The following is an 18,006-nucleotide window of genomic DNA, read 5'->3' on the forward strand; positions in this document are numbered from 1 at the left end:
TCCCTAGCCGCGCTGGACGCCGGCGCTGGCGCGCACCCGCCCCGGCGGGCGGATCACCGCGACGATCAGCAGCAGCGCGATACCCATCCCCAGTGCCGCGACCCCCATCGCCGCGGACACCCCGTGCGCGAACAGCGCCTGCGCCGAGCGTCCGGCCGGGTGCCTGGTCGCCGAGGAGAACACGGTGAGCAGCACCGCCGTCCCCAGCGCGCCACCCGCCTGCTGCATGGTCTGCAGCGTCCCCGAGGCGGCGCCGGACTCCTCCGGCCGGACCCCGGAGAGGATGGTGATGCTCAGCGGCACCATGGTGAACCCGGCTCCGGTCCCGAACAGCACCATCGACGGCAGGATCCCGGTGGCGTAGGCGGTGTCGGCGTCGATCCCGGTCAGCAGCAGCAGGCCGGTGAGCAGCAGCAGCGGGCCGCCGAACAGGAACGGGCGGCTGCCGTAGCGGGGCACCAGCCTGGGCGCCAGCCGGGCCCCGACGAAGATCAGCAGGGCCAGCGGCAGAAAGGCGAAGCCGGTCCGCAGCGGGCTGTAGCCGAGCACGTTCTGCAGGTACTGGGTGACGAAGAAGAACATCCCGAACATGGCCGCGGGCAGCAGCAGCATGGTCAGGTAGCCGCCACCCCTGACCCGGTCGGTCAGCAGGTGCAGCGGCAGCAGCGGCCTGGCCGCGCGGGCCTCCCACCAGACGAACCCGGTCAGCAGCAGCACGGCCGCGGCGAAGCAGCCGAGCGTGGACGGGGAGCTCCAGCCGGCCGTGGCGGCGCGGATGAAGGCGTACACCAGGCCGCCGGTGCCGAGGGTCGCGGTGACCGCTCCGCCCAGGTCGAGCCGGCCGGGGTGGCGCTCGGGCTCACGGATCAACCGGGGCGCCAGCAGCACCACGGCCACCCCGAACGGGACGTTGATGAACATCACCGCACGCCAGGAGAAGTACGAGGTCAGCAGGCCGCCGAGGATCATCCCGACCGCCGCGCCGCCCGCGGACATGCTGGAGAACAACCCGATGGCGCGGGCCCGCCGGGCCGGGTCGCGGTAGGTGCTGACGATCAGCGCCAGGGTGTTGGGCGCGGCGACCGCGGCTCCCACACCCTGGGCCGCGCGGGCGACGATCAGCAGGGCCGGGCTGGTGGCGAAGCCGCCGAGCAGCGAGGCCAGGGTGAACAGCGCGATGCCGGCGGTGAGCAGCCGGCGGCGGCCGAGGATGTCCCCGGCCCGGCCGCCGAGCAGCAGCAGTCCGCCGAAGACCAGCAGGTAGATGTTCTGCACCCAGGACAGCCCGGCCGCGGAGAAGTGCAGGGTGCGCTGGATGCCGGGCAGGGCGATGGAGACGACGGTGGCGTCGAGGACGACCATCAGCTGGCAGCCGAGGATCAGGGCCAGGGCAAGCCCTGGCCGGGGTGGCCGCGGATCCGGTTTTGCCACGCGCTCTTCGGTCGGGGCGGTGTTGCGGGTGATGATGTTCTCGGACATGGCTCTCCCCTGAGGGGTCGTGGCGAAGGAGGGGAACGCAAGCGGAGAGATTCTCCGGTTCCCAGAACGACAATACGGAGATAGTCTCCGGTTATCAACCCTGGATGTGGATGCCGTATGACCGAGCCGCCGCCGGCGCCGCCCGCGCGACCGATGCGCGCCGACGCGCGCCGCAACTACGACCGCCTGGTCGCCGTTGCCACCGAGGCGTTCCTCGAACACGGGACCAGCGCCTCGCTGGACGACATCGCCAAGCGCGCCGCGGTCGGGGCGGGCACGCTCTACCGGCACTTCCCGACCCGGCAGGACCTGGTGGGCGCGGTCATGGAGCAGTGGATGCAGTCGGTGCTGGACGAGGCCGAGCCGCTGCTGGTCGCCGACGATCCGGCGCAGGCCCTGGACACCTGGCTGCGCCGGCTGATCGCCCATGTCACCGTCTTCCGCGGGCTCACCGCCGTCCTGCTGCCCCCCGAGCCGGGCCGCGAGTCCCCCGGCCGGGTGCTGCACACCACCATGGGGACCTGGTCGCCCGGGCCCAGGACAGCGGCCAGATCCGCGGCGACATCGGCATGAAGGACCTGCTGATGCTCATCGGCGGGATCACCTGGGCCTGCGACTCCGGCAAGACCGTGGACACCGACAAGCTGGTGGACCTGATCATGGACGGGCTGCGAGTGCGGAAGTGATCCGCGCCGCCGCATAGGATCAGCGTCCATGGCACGAATCGTCGTCGTCGGCGCAGGTATGGGCGGGCTCGCGGCCGCGGCACGGCTGGCCACGGTCGGCCACCGGGTCACCGTGTGCGAGGCAGGACCGACCCACGGCGGGATGGTCGGCCGGTTCGAACGGGACGGCTTCCGCTTCGACACCGGACCGACCCTGCTCACCCTGCCCGCGGTCTACCGCGACCTGATGCTGAAGACCGGCCGCACCCGGCTGGAGGACGAGGTCGAGCTGCGTCCGGTCGAGCCCGGCAGCGTCCACCTGCTCCCGGACGGGCGCCGGGTCGCGCTCGCCAACGCCTCCCGCGCCAAGGTGGTCCAGGCCCTGGACGACGCCCTGGGCGCGGGCGTCGGCAACCGCTGGGGGGAGCTGCTGGAGCGCGGACGGGGCGTGTGGGAGGCCACCAGGCGCCCGCTGCTGGAGGAGCCGCTGCCGGACGACCCGTCAGCCCTGCACCGCGACCCGTACGTTCCGGCGAAGCGCGGCCTGTTCGCGCGCCCCGCCCGCCCCCCGCGCAGCTCCGCCGAGGTGGCCGCCCGCGAGCTGCGGCACCCCGGCCTGACCGCGCTGCTGGACGAGTACGCGCTGCGCTTCGGGCTCGACCCCAGGCAGGCGCCCGCCTCGCTGGCGGTGCTGCCGTACATGGAGCAGAGCTTCGGCGTCTGGTACGTCACCGGCGGGATGCGGGCCCTGGCCGACGCGGTGCTGCGGCGCTGCGAGCAGCGCCGGGTGGAGCTGCGCTTCGACACCCGGGTCGAGCGGGTGCTCGGCGCCGAGCGGGTCACCGGCGTCCTGCTCGCCGACGGCAGCACCCTGGACGCCGACGCGGTGCTCTGCGACGCCGACCCGACCGCGCTCGGCCTGCCGGGCCCAGGACAGCCCCTGTCCCCGGGCCGGTTCACGGTGCTGCTCGCCCTGCGCGGCGAGCGCCCGGCGGCCGAGCCGCACCGCACGGTCGTGCACGCCCCGGACCGCCAGGACGAGCTGGACGCCCTGTTCTCCGCCGCCCCCAGGCTCTGCGCCCGGCCCACCACCCAGCTGCTGCGCCCGGACGACGCCACCCTCGCCCCGGCCGGACACGAGGCCGCGGTGCTGACGGTGACCGTGCCCGCGCACAACCCGCACAACCCGCGGAACGCGCACAACGGGGCCAACGCCCACACCGGGGCCTTCGACTGGACCGCCCCCGGCGCCGCCGAGGCCTACGCCGACACCGTGCTCGCCCATGCCGCCCCCGAGCTGCGCGAACGGGTGCTGTGGCGGGAGGTGCACACCCCTGCCGACACCGAACGCTGGACCGGCGCCCCCGGCGGCTCGGTCCCAGGACCGGCACTGGCCGGGGCGGACGGCCGCTATCTGCACGCCCCCAACCGCACCGGCACCCCCGGCCTCTACCTCATCGGCGGCGCGGCCCACCCCGGCGGCGGACTCGCCCGAGTGGGCATGTCGGCCGCCGTCACCGCAGAACTGATCGGCACGCCGTAACCCGGCACCCCGCAACCCGGCCCTCCGCAACAGGCAGGCTCAGCCGTACTGCTGGGGGTGGGGCTGCCAGGGGTCGGGTTCGGGCTGCGGCTCGGGCGGTTCGGGCGGGTACGGGGGGTAGGCCTGCTGCTGGTACTGCGGGTCGTAGCCCTCGTAGGAGGGCTCGTAGCCGACGGGCTGGTGCGGCTGCTGCTGTGGCTGCTCGTAGCCGTAGTAGGGCTGCTGGCCGTAGTCGTACTCCGCCGTGTAGGCGGGCTGCTGCTGCGGGGGCTGCTGGTACGGGTCGTAGCCGTTGTACTGCTGCTGGCTGTAGTCGTACTCCGCCGTGTAGGCGGGCTGCTGCTCGTACTCGGGCTGGACGTACTCGGCCGCGGTGTAGTCCAGCGCCGGGTCGTACCCGTAGGCCGGCTGCACGGCCTCCAGCGGTTCCACCGGGCCGACCTCGCCGACCCGCTGGCCGGGCAGCGGGACGGCTCCGACCGGGGCCTCGCCCGCCGGGAAGACGCTGCCGAGCAGCGGCAGCGCGCCCAGTGCGCCCGGCAGCGAGCCGTCGGCCGCGCGCAGCGACCAGTGCGTGCCGCCGCCGGTCCTGACCGAGCGGGTGACCAGGAACTGTCCGATGCCGAAGGCGACCACCCCGGCGCCGATCAGCGGCAGCGAGCCGGTCACCACACCGCCGACCAGGACCAGGAAGCCGAGCAGGGCCAGCGCCCGCCAGTGCGGTTCGGCCCGGTGCTGCAGCAGCAGCTCGCCGAGCAGCCACAACGCCACCACCGCGAAGGCGACGTAGAGCACCGCGTGTCCGACGACGCCCACGATTGCCTACCTTCCTGCTGCTTCTGCTGCTCCTGCTGAACTGCGCCGGCGTTCACCGGCCCCAACCACGGTACTCGGCTCAGGCCGGGCGCTGGTGCAGTCCCAGGTTCCGGTAGATCTCGGTGGTGACGGTGGAGAAGTTCATCGTCATGAAGTGCAGTCCGGGAGTATCCTCCGCGATCAGCCGGCGGCACATCTCGGTCGCGTGCTCGATCCCGAGCGCCCGGACCGCCTTGGGGTCGTCCTCGACCGCGAGCATCCGCTCCGCCAGCGCGGCCGGGAAGACGGCGGTGCTGAGGTCGGGGATGCGGCGCAGCGAGCGGATCGTGGTGACCGGCATGATCTCCGGGATGATCGGCGTCGCGCACCCGGCCGCCGCGACCCGGTCGCGGAACCGCAGGTAGTCGTCCACGTCGAAGAACATCTGGGTGATCGCGTAGTCGGCGCCGGCCCGGCACTTGTCGACGAAGTGCCGGATGTCGCTGTCCCAGTCCGGCGAGCGCGGGTGCATCTCGGGGAAGGCCGCGACGCCGACGCAGAAGTCGCCGGAGTCCTTGATCAGATGCACCAGGTCGGCCGCGTACTCCACACCGCCGGGGTGCTTCACCCAGGGGCCCAGCGGGTCGCCCGGCGGGTCGCCGCGCAGCGCCAGGACGTTGCGGACGCCCTGGTCCGCGTAGTGGCCCAGGATGTTGCGCAGCTCGGCGACGCTGTGGTCGACCGCGGTGAGGTGGGCGACCGGGGTGAGCGTCGTCTCCTGGGTGATCCGGCCGGTGATGTTGACGGTACGGCCGCGGGTGGAGCCGCCGGCGCCGTAGGTCACCGAGACGAAGGTCGGCGACAGTGCCTCCAGCTGCCGGATCGCCTTCCACAGCCCGACCTCGGCCTCCGCCGAGCGCGGCGGCATGAACTCGAAGGAGTAGGAGCGGCTGCCCCGCGCGAGGAGTTCGCGGATCGAGAGTGCTCCGTCGCTGCGGGTGCTGGAGGTACCGAAGGCCATAAAGCGAGATTATCCGCGACGCGCACGGTTTCAGAAATGTCCGTCCGCCCACTGGTACCGCCCCCGCCACCGCGCCGACCTGGCGTTCTGCCGGGGGCTGCGCACCGGTCCCAGGGACCTCCCGCGTTACGCTGGCTGCCCCTGCACTGCTCGGAGCCCGCCGGTGTCCCTCACCTTCCCCCCGTCCCCCCTCGACGTCGCCCGCAGGCCGGGCAGCCCCGTCGACGAGGAACGGCTGCGTTCCCGGGTGGACGCGGCGCTGGCCCGGTTCCTGGACCGCCAGGACGCGGTGCTCGCGGCGATCTCGCCGGAGCTGGCCCCGGTCGCCGAGGCGGTGCGGGAGCTGGTGCGGGGCGGCAAGCGGCTGCGCCCGGCGTTCTGCTACTGGGGCTGGCGCGGGGCCGGCGGCGGGGCCGCCGACGAGGGCGCGGTCACCGCCTGTGCGGCGCTGGAGCTGCTGCAGGCCGCCGCGCTGGTGCACGACGACCTGATCGACCGCAGCGACACCCGGCGCGGGCTGCCGTCCGTGCACCGGCGCTTCGAGTCGCTGCACGCCCGGCAGGGCTGGCGCGGCGACGGCGCGCAGTACGGGGCGGCCAGCGCGGTGCTGCTCGGGGATCTGCTGCTGGTCTGGTGCGACGAGCTGGTCTGGGACTGCGGTCTCGACCTGGCCGCGGTCCGCCGGGCCAAACCGCTGTTCGACCTGATGCGGACCGAGGTGATGGCCGGCCAGTACCTGGACCTGCTGGAGCCTGCCTCCGCGGCCGCCGACGGGGCGATCGAGCGGGCCCGGACGGTGATCCACTTCAAGGCGGCGAAGTACACGGTCGAGCGCCCGCTCCAGATCGGCGGCCTGCTGGCCGCTGCGGAACCGGCCCTGACCAGCGCCTACGCGGCGTTCGGGCTGCCGCTGGGCGAGGCGTTCCAGCTGCGCGACGACCTGCTCGGCGTCTACGGCGACCCGGTCCTGACCGGCAAGCCGGCCGGGGACGACCTGCGCGAGGGCAAGCGGACCCTGCTGGTGGCCGAGGCCCTGGCGCACTGCGGCAGCGCCGACGCCCGGCTGCTGGACGAACTGCTGGGCGCCCCCGACCTGGACCAGCCGCGGCTGGAGCTGCTGCGCGGAGCGATCACCCGCAGCGGCGCGCCGGACCGGGTCGAGGCCAGGATCACCCGCCTGCTGACGGAGGCCCTCACCGCCCTGGACGCCGCCCCCCTGGCCGACCCCAAGGCCCGCCGGGTCCTCCGCAGCCTCGCCGACGCGGCAACGGCCCGGCGGTACTAGCGCAGTTGCCCGGGTTCAGTCGCGTTCGCGGACGCGGCGGGACAGGTCGACCGCGGCGGCGTGCGGGTCGGCTGCTGCGGTGAGGGCGCGGACGACCACGATGCGGCGGGCGCCGGCGTCCAGGACCTGGTCCAGGTTGCCCGGGTCGATGCCGCCGATGGCGAAGAAGGGGCGGTCCGGTGCCAGCTGCGGCTGCTGCTTGGCGGCGTACTCGACCAGGCCGAGGCCCGGCGCGTGCCGACCCGGCTTGGTCGGGGTGGGCCAGACCGGGCCGGTGCAGAAGTAGTCGGCACCGGGTTCCACCAGCGCCGCGTCCACCTCCGCCTCGGCGTGGCAGGAGCGGCCGATCAGCACGTCGGGGCCGAGCACGGCGCGGGCGGCGGCGACCGGCAGGTCGTCCTGGCCCAGGTGCAGCACGTCGGAACCGGCGGCGTGGGCTACGTCGGCGCGGTCGTTCACCGCGAGCAGCCGGCCGTGCCGGCGGCAGGCGTCGGCGAAGACCTCCAGCGCCGCCAGCTCGTGCCGGGCCTCCAGGCCCTTGTCCCGCAGCTGGACGATGTCCACCCCGCCGGCCAGCACCGCGTCCAGGAACTCGGCCAGGTCGCCCTGCTCCCGGCGCGCGTCGGTGCAGAGGTAGAGCCGGGCCCCGGCCAGGGCCTCCCGCGCGGCGGCACCGCCCACCGAGCCGCTCACAGGGCCATCGCCTGCGCCCGGCGCTTGACCTCCGTGCCGCGGTTCTCGTTGAGGGCCTGCGCGGGGGTGCCGGGCAGCGAGGGGTCGTCGGTGAACAGCCACTCCAGCATCTCCTCGTCGGAGAAGCCGCTGTCGCGGAGCAGGGTCACCAGGCCGGTGATGCCCTTGACGGTGCCGCGCTCGCCGATGAAGGCGGCCGGGACCATCAGGGCGTTGTTCTCACCGCGGCGGACGGCGAGGATCGTGCCGTCGTCGACGAGACGGCGGACCTTCGTCACGATCAGGCCCCACTGCTCGGCGATCTCGGGGACGTTCATCCAGGCGGGAATCAGGGCGTCAATTTTGGGATCAATCTGGCTCACACCCCCAAGCCTGCCATCCCGGACCGCTCCCGCGCACCATCAGGCCCGGACGGCGGCCTTCAGCGGCACCGCGGGATCGGCCGCGCGGGACCGGTCCAGCGGCGTTCCGCGCTCGATCAGCCGCCGTCCCTGGGCCAGGTCGCGGGGCTGGTCCACGGCGAGCAGCGCCACCGGGACGTCCCCGCGCAGCCACAGCACGCCCCAGCCGCCGTCGCCGCCGGGGTCGCCGCGCCAGAGCAGCTCGTCGCCGGGGCCGTGGTGGCCCGCGTACTGGACCATCCGACCGAACTGCTCGGACCAGAAGTAGGGCACCGGGTCGTACACCAGGTCGCCCTCGGGGCCGCCGCTGCTCAGGGCGTTGGCCGCGGCCACCCTGGCCCCCTTCAGTGCGTTGTCCCAGTGGTGCACGGTCAGCCGGGCGCCGTAGCGGGCGGACGGGAAGGAGGCGCAGTCGCCGACCGCGAAACACCCCGTCCGCGGAGGCGCGCAGCGCGGAGTCGGCCGCCACCGCGCCGCGGTCGTCCAGGTCGATGCCGGAGCCGGCCAGCCAGCCGGTGTCCGGGCGGGCGCCGATGCCGACCACCACGGCGTCGGCGTCCAGCTCAGTGCCGTCGGTGAGCAGCACCGCGCTGCCGCCGACCCCTTCGAGCCGCTGCTCGGAGTCCACGATCCCGCCGACGGCGGTGCTGGTCCGCAGGTCCACCCCAGCCTCGGCGTACCAGCGCCGCATCAGCGCGCCGACCTCGGCGGGCAGTGCTCCGGCCAGCGGTTCCGGGGCCGCCTCGACCACGGTGACCTCGCAGTCGAGGGTCCTGGCCGCGGTCGCGGCCTCGGCGCCGATCCAGCCGGCGCCGACCACCACCAGCCGCGCGCCCGGGCGCAGCGCGGCCCTGAGCGCGACCGCGTCGTCGTGGGTGCGCAGCAGATGGGCAGCGGCGGGCTGCCCCGGCAGGGCGATCGCCCGGGCCCCGGTGGCCAGCACCAGCCGGTCGTACGCCAGCTCGCCGGCGTCGGTCAGCAGCCGGCGGCGGTCCAGGTCAAGGCCGGTGGCGGTCCGGTCGAGCAGCAGGTCGATGCCGAGGCCGCCGTAGTCCACTTCGAGCCGGGAGTTCTCGGCTTTTCCGAGCAGGACGTCCTTGGACAGCGGCGGCCGGTCGTACGGGAGGTGCGCCTCCGCGCCGACCAGGGCCAGCCCGCCCTGGTACCCGTGCCCGCGCAGGGCCATCGCCGTCTGCACTCCGGCCATCCCGGCCCCCACCACCACGATCTGCATCCCGTCACTGTACGGGCGCGGACCCCGACTAGAGTGGACCGGACAACCCGCGGGAGCCCGGCGTACCGGGCTGAGAGGGAGGCACTCGGCCTCCGACCGTCCGAACCTGATCCGGGTCATGCCGGCGAAGGGAGCGCGCCGCAGTGCCACGTGCCCATGGAACCGACTCCCATCAAACCGAACGGGCCAGCGATGTGCTGGTCGTCGGCGGCGGCGTGATCGGTCTCGCCACCGCCTGGCGCGCCGCCCAGCGCGGCCTCACCGTCACCGTCCTCGACCCGGACCCGGGCCGGGGCGCCAACCAGGTCGCCGCCGGGATGCTCGCCCCGGTGACCGAGCTGCAGTACGGCGAGGAGGAGCTGCTGCGGCTCGGCATCGCCTCCAACCGGCGCTACGCCGCCTTCGCCGCCGAGCTGGAGGCGCTGACCGGGCTGTCCACCGGCTACCGCGCCTGCGGAACGCTGGCCGTGGCGCTGGACGCCGACGACCGGGCCGAGCTGCGCGAGGTGCATGCCTTCCAGCAGCGGCTGGGCCTGACGGCGGAGTGGCTGACCGGCCGCGAGTGCCGTCGGCTGGAGCCGATGCTGGCCCCGTCCGTGCGCGGCGGCCTGCTGGTGGCCGGGGACCACCAGGTGGACGGACGGCGGCTGGGCGCGGCGCTGCTGGCGGCCTGCCTCGGGGCCGGCGTGCGGATCCACCGCTCCCGGGCCGCCCGGATCGAGCTGACCCCGGCGGCGGACCGGGTCACCGGCGCGCTGGCCGAGGACGGCACCGCGCTCGGCGCCGGGCAGACCGTGCTCGCGGCCGGCAGCTGGTCCGGCGCGATCCCCGGCCTCCCGGCCGCGGCGCAGCTGCCGGTGCGGCCGGTCAAGGGCCAGATCCTGCGGCTGCGGATGACCACCACCGCGGGCGCCCCGCTGCCCGGCGGACCCTTCCTGTCCCGCAATCTGCGCGCGGTGGTCCGCGGCACGCACCTCTACCTGGTCCCGCGCGAGGACGGCGAGCTGGTCGTCGGCGCGACCATGGAGGAGCAGGGCTACGACACCACCGTCACCGCCGGCGGGGTGTACGAGCTGCTCCGGGACGCGCACGAGCTGATGCCCGGGATCACCGAGCTGCCGCTGGTCGAGACCGGTTCCGGGCTGCGGCCCGGCACCCCCGACAACGCGCCGCTGCTCGGCCCGACCGCGCTGCCCGGGCTGGTCGCCGCGACCGGGCACCACCGCAACGGGGTGCTGCTCACCCCGGTCACCGCCGACGCCATCGCCGACTATCTGACCACCGGTCAACTCCCGCCCGAAGCCGCCGCGTTCACCCCGGCCCGGTTCACCACGGCCGGCCGCAACCCCGTTCCTGCCGTCCCGGAGGCCTCCCGATGACCACCCCGATGACCACCCTGTCCATCCGTGTCAACGGCGCCCCCCGCGACATCGCCCCCGGCACCACCCTCGCCGAGGTCGTCGCCGAGCTCAGCGCCGCGCCCTCGGGCGTGGCCGCCGCCGTCAACGAGTCGGTGGTGCCGCGCGGCGCCTGGCCGGCCACCCCGCTCGCCGCCGACGACCGGGTCGAGATCCTCACCGCCGTCCAGGGAGGCTGAGCACGCGTCATGTCCGACGACACCCTCACCATCGCCGACCGCAGCTTCAGCTCCCGACTGATCATGGGCACCGGCGGCGCGCCCAGCCTGGAGGTGCTGGAGCAGGCGCTGCAGCTGTCCGGGACCGAGCTGACCACCGTCGCCATGCGCCGGATCAACCCCTCCGCCCGCGGCTCCGTCCTGGAGGTGCTGCGGCGCAACGACATCCAGGTGCTGCCCAACACCGCCGGCTGCTTCACCGCGGGCGAGGCCGTGCTCACCGCCCGGCTGGCCCGCGAGGCGCTGGGCACCACCTGGATCAAGCTCGAAGTGGTCGCCGACGAGCGCACCCTGCTGCCCGACCCGATCGAACTGCTGGACGCCGCCGAGACCCTGGTCGACGACGGCTTCACCGTCCTCCCCTACACCAACGACGACCCGGTGCTGGCCCGGAAGCTGGAGGACGTGGGCTGCGCGGCGGTGATGCCGCTGGGCTCCCCGATCGGCTCCGGGATGGGCATCCGCAACCCGCACAACTTCCAGCTGATCGTGGAGCGGGCCGGCGTCCCGGTGATCCTGGACGCGGGCGCCGGCACCGCCTCGGACGCGGCGCTGGCGATGGAGCTGGGCTGCGCCGCGGTGATGCTGGCCACCGCCGTCACCCGGGCCCGGGAGCCGGCGCTGATGGCGGAGGCGATGCGGCACGCCGTCGAGGCCGGCCGGCTGGCCTTCCGGGCCGGCCGCATCCCGCGCCGCTTCCACGCCGAGGCGTCCTCGCCGATGGCGGGCCGGGCCGAGTTCGACCCGGAGGCCCCGGCGTTCTAGGCCGGGGCCGGAGAGCAGGACGCCGGCCGCGCGGCCCGGTTCGTAGCGGTACGGCAACAACTGCGCTGTCGGTACGCCCGGAGCCGCCACAAAGGCCCGTAAACTCCGTGGGATGGACACCACGCTGCACGACCCACTCCTCGGGCGGATGCTCGACGCCCGCTACCGGGTCGAGCAGCGCATCGCCGTCGGCGGCATGGCCACCGTCTACCGGGGCCTCGACACCCGGCTGGACCGGGTGGTCGCGCTGAAGGTGATGCACCCCGGGCTGGCCGGCGATCCCGAGTTCACCGCCCGCTTCATCCGCGAGGCCAAGGCGGTGGCCCGACTGGCGCACCCCAACGTGGTCAACGTCTACGACCAGGGCGCCGACGGCGACGCGGTGTTCCTGGCGATGGAGTACGTGCCCGGCTGGACCCTGCGCGACCTGATGCGGGACCGGGGCGCGCTGACGCCGCGTACGGTGCTGGACATCCTGGAGCCGATCCTGGCCGGTCTCGGCGCGGCCCACCGGGCCGGTCTGGTGCACCGGGACGTGAAGCCGGAGAACGTGCTGCTGACCGAGGACGGCCGGGTCAAGGTCACCGACTTCGGGCTGGTCCGGGCGGTCAGCGGGGAGAGCTCGGTCACCACCGGGCAGGTGATGGGCACGGTCTCCTACCTCGCCCCGGAGCAGATCGAGCAGGGCGCGACCGACCCGCGCACCGATGTCTACGCCTGCGGCATCCTGATGTTCGAGATGCTGACCGGCCGCAAGCCGTACACCGGCGAGAGCCCGATGCAGGTCATCTACCAGCACCTCAGCACGGACGTGCCGGCGCCTTCGACGCTGGTCCCGGGCCTGGCCGGGCAGTTGGACGCGATAGTGACCGCCGCCGCGGCGCGGGACGCCGCCCGCCGACCGGCCGACGCGGCCGAGCTGCTGGCCGTGCTGCAGCACGTCCGGCGCGAGCTGACCCCGGCCCAGCTGGACGCCGACCCCGGCCTCCCCGCCCCGCTCCCGCCGTACCCCGGCACGCCGCCCCCGGTGGAGCACACCAGCATCATGCAGCAGCTGCCGCCGGACCTGGTGATGCCCCGGCACGCCCAGCCGGTGGACCCGGGCCCGCGGCAGCCGCGGGCGAACCGCCGTCCGCAGCGGCAGCGGCGGCGCCGCGGCTGGGTGCTGCCGGTGTCGGTGCTGCTCGCGGTCGCCCTGATCGTCGGCGGCGCGGGCTGGGCCTGGAACGGCCTCTACATGCAGCTGCCGAGCGTGCTCGGCCAGAGCCGGGACACCGCGGTGAAGACGCTGCAGGACGACGGCCTGACGGTCAGGGTCCAGCAGGACTTCAGCAGCACCGTGGCCAAGGACCTGGTGATCAGCAGCGACCCGGCGGTGGGGACCAGGATCCGCAAGGACTCCACGGTGACCCTGGACGTGTCCAAGGGCCCCAACCGGCCCGCCGTCCCGAGCCTGGCCGGGCTGTCGCAGTCGGACGCCGAGCAGGCGGTCAAGGACGCCGGCCTGGCCGTGGGGCAGTTGTCCAAGGAGGGCAGCGACAGCGTCGCCAAGGGCGACGTGATCCGCAGCAGCCCGGCCGCGGGCAGCAAGCAGCAGCCGAACACCCCGATCGACCTGGTCATCAGCTCAGGACCGGCTCCGGTGGACCTGCCGAACGTGGTCGGCGAGTCGGTCGACGACGCCACCGCGGACCTGACCGACGCCCACTTCAAGGTCGTGGTCAGCCCGGACCAGGTGTACTCGAACGACGCGGACCCCGGCGAGGTGGCCGCGATGAGCCCGGACGGCGGTTCGGCGACCCCGGGCACGACGGTGACGCTGACCGTGTCCAAGGGCAAGCAGATGGTGGACGTGCCGGACGTGACCGGGCTGACCGAGAAGGACGCCAGGAAGCAGCTGACCGGCGCGGGCTTCAAGGTCCAGGTGGTCAAGCTCAATCCCTTCGGCAACCCGACCGTGAGCATCGAGAGCCCCAACGGGAAACCAGCAGGCCGCCAAGGGCAGTACGGTCACCATCACCCTGTTCTGACCGGACCGGGGCCACCCGCTCGGCCAAACCGGGGCACCCGCTGACAGAGCGGCAGAAGACGCTCCGTAAACTCCTGGCGCATGACCTCACCTGTCGCAGCCGACCTCTTCGACACCATGGCGACCATGCGGGCCATGCGCCGGCTCAGCGCCGAGCCGGTGCCGGACGAGCTGCTGGAACGTCTCGTCCAGGCCGCCGTGTACGGGCCGAGCGCGTCCAACGCCCAGGACTACCAGTACGTCCTGGTCACCGACAGAACGGTGATGACGACCCTGGCGCCGCTGTGGGCCCGCTGCGTGGACGCCTACATGGCCTCGGTCGGCCGGAGCACCCCCTCGGCGATGGACGACGCCGCGTACGAGCGGATGTGCGCCGCGATGGAGCACCAGAAGGACCACTTCGCGGACACCCCGGCGCTGGTCATCCCCTGCTACCGGTCCCCCAAGGTCAACGCCGACCTGGACGGGCTGCGCAGCATGGTCTCCACCCTGGGCACGGCCGGCCTCGGCCGGCTGGCCACCCGCGGCGGCCGGATCAGCCTGCTGGCGGAGGCGTCCAGCGTCTACCCGGGCGTGCAGAACCTGTTGCTGGCGGCGCGGCACCTCGGCCTGGGGGCGAATCTGACGATCTGGCACATGATGCTGGAACGGGAGTGGAAGGCCACCCTGGGCATCCCCTCGGACGTGCACACCTTCGCGGTGATCCCGATCGGCTGGCCGCTGGAGGCCTTCGGCCCGGTCCGCCGCCGCCCGCTGGCCGAGGTGCTGCACCGCAACCACTGGTGAGCCCGGTCACTCCTCTGCTTTGAGCAGCCGCTGCACCACGCTCACCCCGGACTCGGCCGGCGCCGCGTTGCGTTCCGGGTCCGGCTTCCGCGACACCACGGTGAAGCCGAGCCGCTGCGGCACCGCGCCGCTGGCCTTGTTGGCCTCGTCGTGGTGGACCTCCACACGGGTCACCCCGGGCAGTTGGAACGCCGCCGCGACCAGCGCGGCGGCGGCCATGGTGACCAGCCCCCGGCCGGACCGGGCCGGGTGGATCCAGTAGCCGATCTCCATCCCGCCGGGCCCGATCCGGCGCATCAGGCTGCACGCCCCGACCGGCTGCCCGTCGGTGGTGATCGCGTAGGTGTAGGCCGTGCCGGAGTCCCAGTCCTGCTGGGACCGCCGCAGGTGCTCCAGCGTGGTCTGCCGGGTGTGCACGGCGGCCCAGGGCATCCACGGCCGCAGGTGGTCCAGGGACTCCCCGATGATCCGGTCGAGCAGATCCACTTCCTCCAGCAGCCAGCGCCGCAGCACGACCCGGTCGTACGTCAGTGTCTCCGGTGGGTGCTCCATGGCGTGATTCTGCCTCAGAGCTCGGGGCCCTCGCCCGGCTTTTCCTGGTAGGAGTAGCGCTGCTCGGACCAGGGGTCGCCGATGTTGTGGTAGCCGCGCTCCTCCCAGAAGCCGCGGCGGTCGGCGGTCATGTACTCGATGCCGCGGACCCACTTGGGGCCCTTCCAGGCGTAGAGGTGGGGCACCACCATCCGCACCGGGAAGCCGTGCTCCACGGTGAGCGGGTCGTCGTTGCGGTGGGTGGCGAACAGCGAGGAGGCGTCGGCGAAGTCCTCCATCCGGAGGTTCGAGCTGAAGCCGTACTCGGCCCAGACCATCACATGGGTGACCTCGGGCGCGGGCGGCGCCAGCTCCAGCACGGTCGCCGTGGACACCCCGCCCCAGCGGCTGCCGAGCATGCTGAACCGGGTCACGCAGTGCAGGTCGGCGGTGACGGTGGTCATCGGCAGGGTCATGAAGCCCTGGTGGTCCCAGCTGTGCTTGTCACCCGAGGCGGTGGCCCCGAAGACCTGGAAACTCCCAGCTCAACGGTTTGAATCGGGGGATCGGGCCATAGTGCAGAACCGGCCACCCGCGTTGCAGCCGCTGCCCCGGCGGAAGCCCGCCCGGCACGGGGCGAATGAGGGACTCCTGGGCCCTGGCCTGCTCGTTCTCGGACTGACCCATGCCTCCATGGTGACAGACCGAGCCGGAACCGGACGCCCAGGGGCCCGGTGGCTGGCTGAATCGCCCCCCTCAGGCGAGTGTGACCTAACTGGTATCGGCACTCGCGCGGTGGAACGATACCCAAACCACTCCCGATTGCCACAGAAAGGGCGAGACCCCATGCAGGGCGACCCCGAGGTCCTCGAGTTCCTGAACGAGCAGCTGACCGCCGAGCTGACCGCGATCAACCAGTACTTCCTGCACTACAAGATGCAGGAGAACTTCGGCTGGACCAAGCTCGCGAAGTACACCCGCTCCGAGTCCATCGACGAGATGCGGCACGCGGAGACCCTGACCGACCGGATCCTCTTCCTGGACGGGCTGCCGAACTACCAGCGGCTGTTCCACATCCGGATCGGCCAGACCGTCGGCGAGATGTTCCAGGCCGACCGGCAGGTGGAGGTCGAGGCGATCGACCGGCTGCGGCGCGGGATCGTGGTGATGCGGGCCAAGGGCGACGTCACCTCGGCGAACATCTTCGAGAGCATCCTCGCCGACGAGGAGCACCACATCGACTACCTGGACACCCAGCTGGAGCTGCTGGAGAAGATCGGCGAGCCGCTGTACATCCAGTCCCTGATCGAGCAGCCCAGCAGCTAGGCGGCCTGCGCCTCGGCGTCGGGCTCGGGCAGGCCGAGCCGGGCGGCGAGGCGGGCGGTGGGGCAGGGGCGGGCGCCCTCGTGCCCGAGCAGGGCCTGGATCCGGCGGACGCAGGAGCCGCAGTCGGTGCCTGCCTTGCAGCCGTTGGCGACCTGGCGGGGCGTGGTGGCCCCGGCCGCGATCTCGTCGCGCACATGCTGCTCGGTGACCGCATGGCACATGCACACGTACATCGCGGTCGCTCCCGTCGGTTGGTAGTTCAGCTAAGGCTAACCTTACCCATCCGAGCGGGGCACCAAAAGACCCCCCGGGATCCGTTTTCGCGGATCCGAGGGGGTCTTCGTCACACTGCTGGGCGCCGAAGGGCGACCGGGCTACTGCCCGCGGTACATCTCGGCCACCAGGAACGCCAGGTCCAGCGACTGGCTGCGGTTGAGCCGCGGGTCGCAGGCGGTCTCGTAGCGCTGGTGCAGGTCGTCCTCGAAGACCTCGTCGCCGCCGCCGACGCACTCGGTCACATCGTCGCCGGTCAGCTCCACATGGATGCCGCCCGGGTGGGTGCCGAGTGCCCGGTGCACCTCGAAGAAGCCCTTGACCTCGTCCAGGACGTCGTCGAAGCGGCGGGTCTTGTGGCCGGTCTCGGCCTCGTAGGTGTTGCCGTGCATCGGGTCGCTGATCCAGACCACCTGGGCGCCGCTCGCGGTGACCTTCTCGACCAGCTCCGGAAGCTTGTCGCGGACCTTGCCCGCGCCCATCCGGGTGATGAAGGTGAGCCGTCCGGGCTCGCGCTCCGGGTCGAGCCGGTCGATCAGCGTCAGCGCCTCGTCCACGGTGGTGGTCGGGCCGAGCTTGACCCCGATCGGGTTGCTGATCTGCGAGGCGAACTCGATGTGCGCGCCGTCCAGCTGCCGGGTCCGCTCGCCGATCCAGACCATGTGTCCGGACACGTCGTAGAGCTTGCCGGTCCGGGAGTCGGTGCGGGTCAGCGCCGTCTCGTAGTCCAGCACCAGCGCCTCGTGCGAGGCGAAGAACTCGACCGTGCGGAACTCCTCCGGGTCGATCCCGCAGGCGTTCATGAAGGACAGCGCGCTGTCGATCTCCTTGGCGAGGCGCTCGTAGCGCTGCCCGGAGGGCGAGTTGCGGACGAAGTCCTGGTTCCAGGCGTGCACCTGGCGCAGGTCGGCGTAAACCACCGGTGGTGAAGGCGCGGACCAGGTTGAGGGTCGAGGCGGAGGCGTTGTACATCCGCTTCAGCCGCTCCGGGTCCGGCCGGCGGGACTCGGGGGTGAAGGCGAAGCCGTTCACCGAGTCGCCCCGGTACACCGGCAGGGTCACCCCGTCCCGGGTCTCGGTCGGCTTGGACCGCGGCTTGGAGTACTGCCCGGCGATCCGGCCGATCTTCACGACCGGGACCGACGCGGCGTACGTCAGCACGACCGCCATCTGCAGCAGCGTCTTCAGCTTGTTGCGGATCTGGTCCGCGGACACGCCGTCGAACGCCTCGGCGCAGTCCCCGCCCTGGAGCAGGAACGCCTCACCCCTGGCCACGGCAGCGAGGCGGGTGCGCAGCTGGTCGCACTCGCCGGCGAAGACGAGCGGAGGATAGGACGCGAGGTCGGCAAGGGACTTGCGCAGAGCCTCGGCGTCCGGCCACTCGGGCTGCTGCGCCGCGGGGAGGGACTGCCAGGAGCGTTCCTGGCTGTTCTTGTCCTGGTGGGATTCAACGTTCACGGTCACGCTCCCAAGGCTACGGGGTAACGCAAACGAAATGACGCGCCCGCCCGCCGACTGAGACACGGCCGTCCGGGACCCGGATC

At 73.1% G+C, this 18,006-nt stretch carries 17 protein-coding genes, 3 pseudogenes and 1 riboswitch; of the genes and pseudogenes, 10 read left to right on the forward strand and 10 right to left on the reverse strand.

The window, feature by feature from the left end:
• Positions 1–3: 3 nt before the first annotated feature.
• A complete protein-coding gene (locus ACXKR8_RS13025) occupies positions 4–1,479 on the reverse strand; it encodes an MFS transporter (protein ID WP_458273063.1) in 1,476 nt (491 codons plus the stop codon).
• 117 nt (positions 1,480–1,596) lie between these two features.
• On the opposite strand from ACXKR8_RS13025, the gene ACXKR8_RS13030 reads away from it, so the two are divergent.
• The 3 genes from ACXKR8_RS13030 to ACXKR8_RS13040 are packed head-to-tail and all read left to right on the forward strand — an operon-like array spanning position 1,597 to position 3,687.
• A complete protein-coding gene (locus ACXKR8_RS13030; RefSeq protein ID WP_462100487.1) occupies positions 1,597–2,052 on the forward strand; it encodes a TetR/AcrR family transcriptional regulator in 456 nt (151 codons plus the stop codon).
• Positions 2,043–2,165: a hypothetical protein gene (locus ACXKR8_RS13035; RefSeq protein ID WP_462100677.1), complete on the forward strand. Its 123-nt coding sequence runs from the start codon at positions 2,043–2,045 to the stop codon at positions 2,163–2,165. Before ACXKR8_RS13030 ends, ACXKR8_RS13035 begins: the two co-directional genes overlap by 10 nt.
• Positions 2,166–2,193: 28 nt before the next feature.
• Positions 2,194–3,687 carry a phytoene desaturase family protein gene (locus ACXKR8_RS13040; RefSeq protein ID WP_458273065.1) on the forward strand — a complete coding sequence of 498 codons (1,494 nt, stop codon included), beginning with the start codon at positions 2,194–2,196 and terminating at the stop codon, positions 3,685–3,687.
• A 39-nt stretch (positions 3,688–3,726) separates the two neighbouring features.
• Here ACXKR8_RS13040 and ACXKR8_RS13045 read toward each other — a convergent pair whose 3' ends face one another.
• Positions 3,727–4,503, reverse strand: coding sequence for a hypothetical protein (locus ACXKR8_RS13045; RefSeq protein WP_458273066.1), 777 nt, complete (start codon positions 4,501–4,503; stop codon positions 3,727–3,729).
• Between the two features lie 79 nt (positions 4,504–4,582).
• Positions 4,583–5,503: a methylenetetrahydrofolate reductase [NAD(P)H] gene (gene metF, locus ACXKR8_RS13050; RefSeq protein WP_458273067.1), complete on the reverse strand. Its 921-nt coding sequence runs from the start codon at positions 5,501–5,503 to the stop codon at positions 4,583–4,585.
• Positions 5,504–5,666: 163 nt separating this feature from the next.
• Between metF and ACXKR8_RS13055 the strand changes: the two genes are divergently transcribed.
• A complete protein-coding gene (locus ACXKR8_RS13055) occupies positions 5,667–6,788 on the forward strand; it encodes a polyprenyl synthetase family protein (protein WP_458273068.1) in 1,122 nt (373 codons plus the stop codon).
• Between the two features lie 15 nt (positions 6,789–6,803).
• Here the strand turns inward: ACXKR8_RS13055 and thiE are convergent, their stop codons facing one another.
• The 3 genes and pseudogenes from thiE to ACXKR8_RS13070 form a co-directional block, all read right to left on the reverse strand.
• Entirely contained in the window at positions 6,804–7,481 is a 678-nt protein-coding gene (gene thiE / locus ACXKR8_RS13060) for a thiamine phosphate synthase (RefSeq protein WP_458273069.1), read from the reverse strand.
• Entirely contained in the window at positions 7,478–7,843 is a 366-nt protein-coding gene (locus ACXKR8_RS13065) for an Rv2175c family DNA-binding protein (RefSeq protein WP_458273070.1), read from the reverse strand. Before ACXKR8_RS13065 ends, thiE begins: the two co-directional genes overlap by 4 nt.
• Before the next feature lie 39 nt (positions 7,844–7,882).
• Positions 7,883–9,116 (reverse strand): annotated as a pseudogene (locus ACXKR8_RS13070) (NAD(P)/FAD-dependent oxidoreductase).
• Between the two features lie 48 nt (positions 9,117–9,164).
• A riboswitch (TPP riboswitch) is annotated at positions 9,165–9,250 on the forward strand.
• Between the two features lie 9 nt (positions 9,251–9,259).
• On the opposite strand from ACXKR8_RS13070, the gene thiO reads away from it, so the two are divergent.
• The 5 genes from thiO to ACXKR8_RS13095 all read left to right on the forward strand — a co-directional run bounded on the left by thiO (position 9,260) and on the right by ACXKR8_RS13095 (position 14,332).
• Positions 9,260–10,495 (forward strand): glycine oxidase ThiO, encoded by a 1,236-nt coding sequence (gene thiO, locus ACXKR8_RS13075; RefSeq protein WP_458273072.1) that lies wholly within the window; start codon positions 9,260–9,262, stop codon positions 10,493–10,495.
• Positions 10,492–10,713 (forward strand): sulfur carrier protein ThiS, encoded by a 222-nt coding sequence (gene thiS / locus ACXKR8_RS13080; RefSeq protein ID WP_458273073.1) that lies wholly within the window; start codon positions 10,492–10,494, stop codon positions 10,711–10,713. Before thiO ends, thiS begins: the two co-directional genes overlap by 4 nt.
• A gap of 9 nt (positions 10,714–10,722) precedes the next feature.
• Entirely contained in the window at positions 10,723–11,517 is a 795-nt protein-coding gene (locus ACXKR8_RS13085; protein ID WP_458273074.1) for a thiazole synthase, read from the forward strand.
• 112 nt (positions 11,518–11,629) lie between these two features.
• Positions 11,630–13,591, forward strand: a complete 1,962-nt coding sequence (gene pknB / locus ACXKR8_RS13090; protein ID WP_462100488.1) for a Stk1 family PASTA domain-containing Ser/Thr kinase — start codon at positions 11,630–11,632, stop codon at positions 13,589–13,591.
• A gap of 36 nt (positions 13,592–13,627) precedes the next feature.
• Positions 13,628–14,332, forward strand: coding sequence for a nitroreductase family protein (locus ACXKR8_RS13095; RefSeq protein WP_458273076.1), 705 nt, complete (start codon positions 13,628–13,630; stop codon positions 14,330–14,332).
• A 6-nt stretch (positions 14,333–14,338) separates the two neighbouring features.
• Here ACXKR8_RS13095 and ACXKR8_RS13100 read toward each other — a convergent pair whose 3' ends face one another.
• Complete coding sequence (locus ACXKR8_RS13100; protein ID WP_458273077.1) at positions 14,339–14,884, reverse strand: GNAT family N-acetyltransferase; 546 nt, start codon at positions 14,882–14,884, stop codon at positions 14,339–14,341.
• Positions 14,885–14,898: 14 nt separating this feature from the next.
• Positions 14,899–15,550: pseudogene (locus tag ACXKR8_RS13105) on the reverse strand (sulfite oxidase-like oxidoreductase).
• A 159-nt stretch (positions 15,551–15,709) separates the two neighbouring features.
• Here ACXKR8_RS13105 and bfr point away from each other — a divergent pair.
• Positions 15,710–16,189 (forward strand): bacterioferritin, encoded by a 480-nt coding sequence (gene bfr, locus ACXKR8_RS13110; RefSeq protein ID WP_458273079.1) that lies wholly within the window; start codon positions 15,710–15,712, stop codon positions 16,187–16,189.
• On the opposite strand, the gene ACXKR8_RS13115 is transcribed toward bfr, so the two are convergent.
• Complete coding sequence (locus tag ACXKR8_RS13115) at positions 16,186–16,422, reverse strand: (2Fe-2S)-binding protein (RefSeq protein ID WP_458273080.1); 237 nt, start codon at positions 16,420–16,422, stop codon at positions 16,186–16,188. The two genes, bfr and ACXKR8_RS13115, sit on opposite strands and share 4 nt — an antisense overlap.
• 141 nt (positions 16,423–16,563) lie before the next feature.
• A pseudogene (locus ACXKR8_RS13120) lies at positions 16,564–17,926 on the reverse strand (class II 3-deoxy-7-phosphoheptulonate synthase).
• Positions 17,927–18,006: the final 80 nt, after the last annotated feature.

This window comes from Streptacidiphilus sp. PAMC 29251 (genome assembly GCF_054208735.2).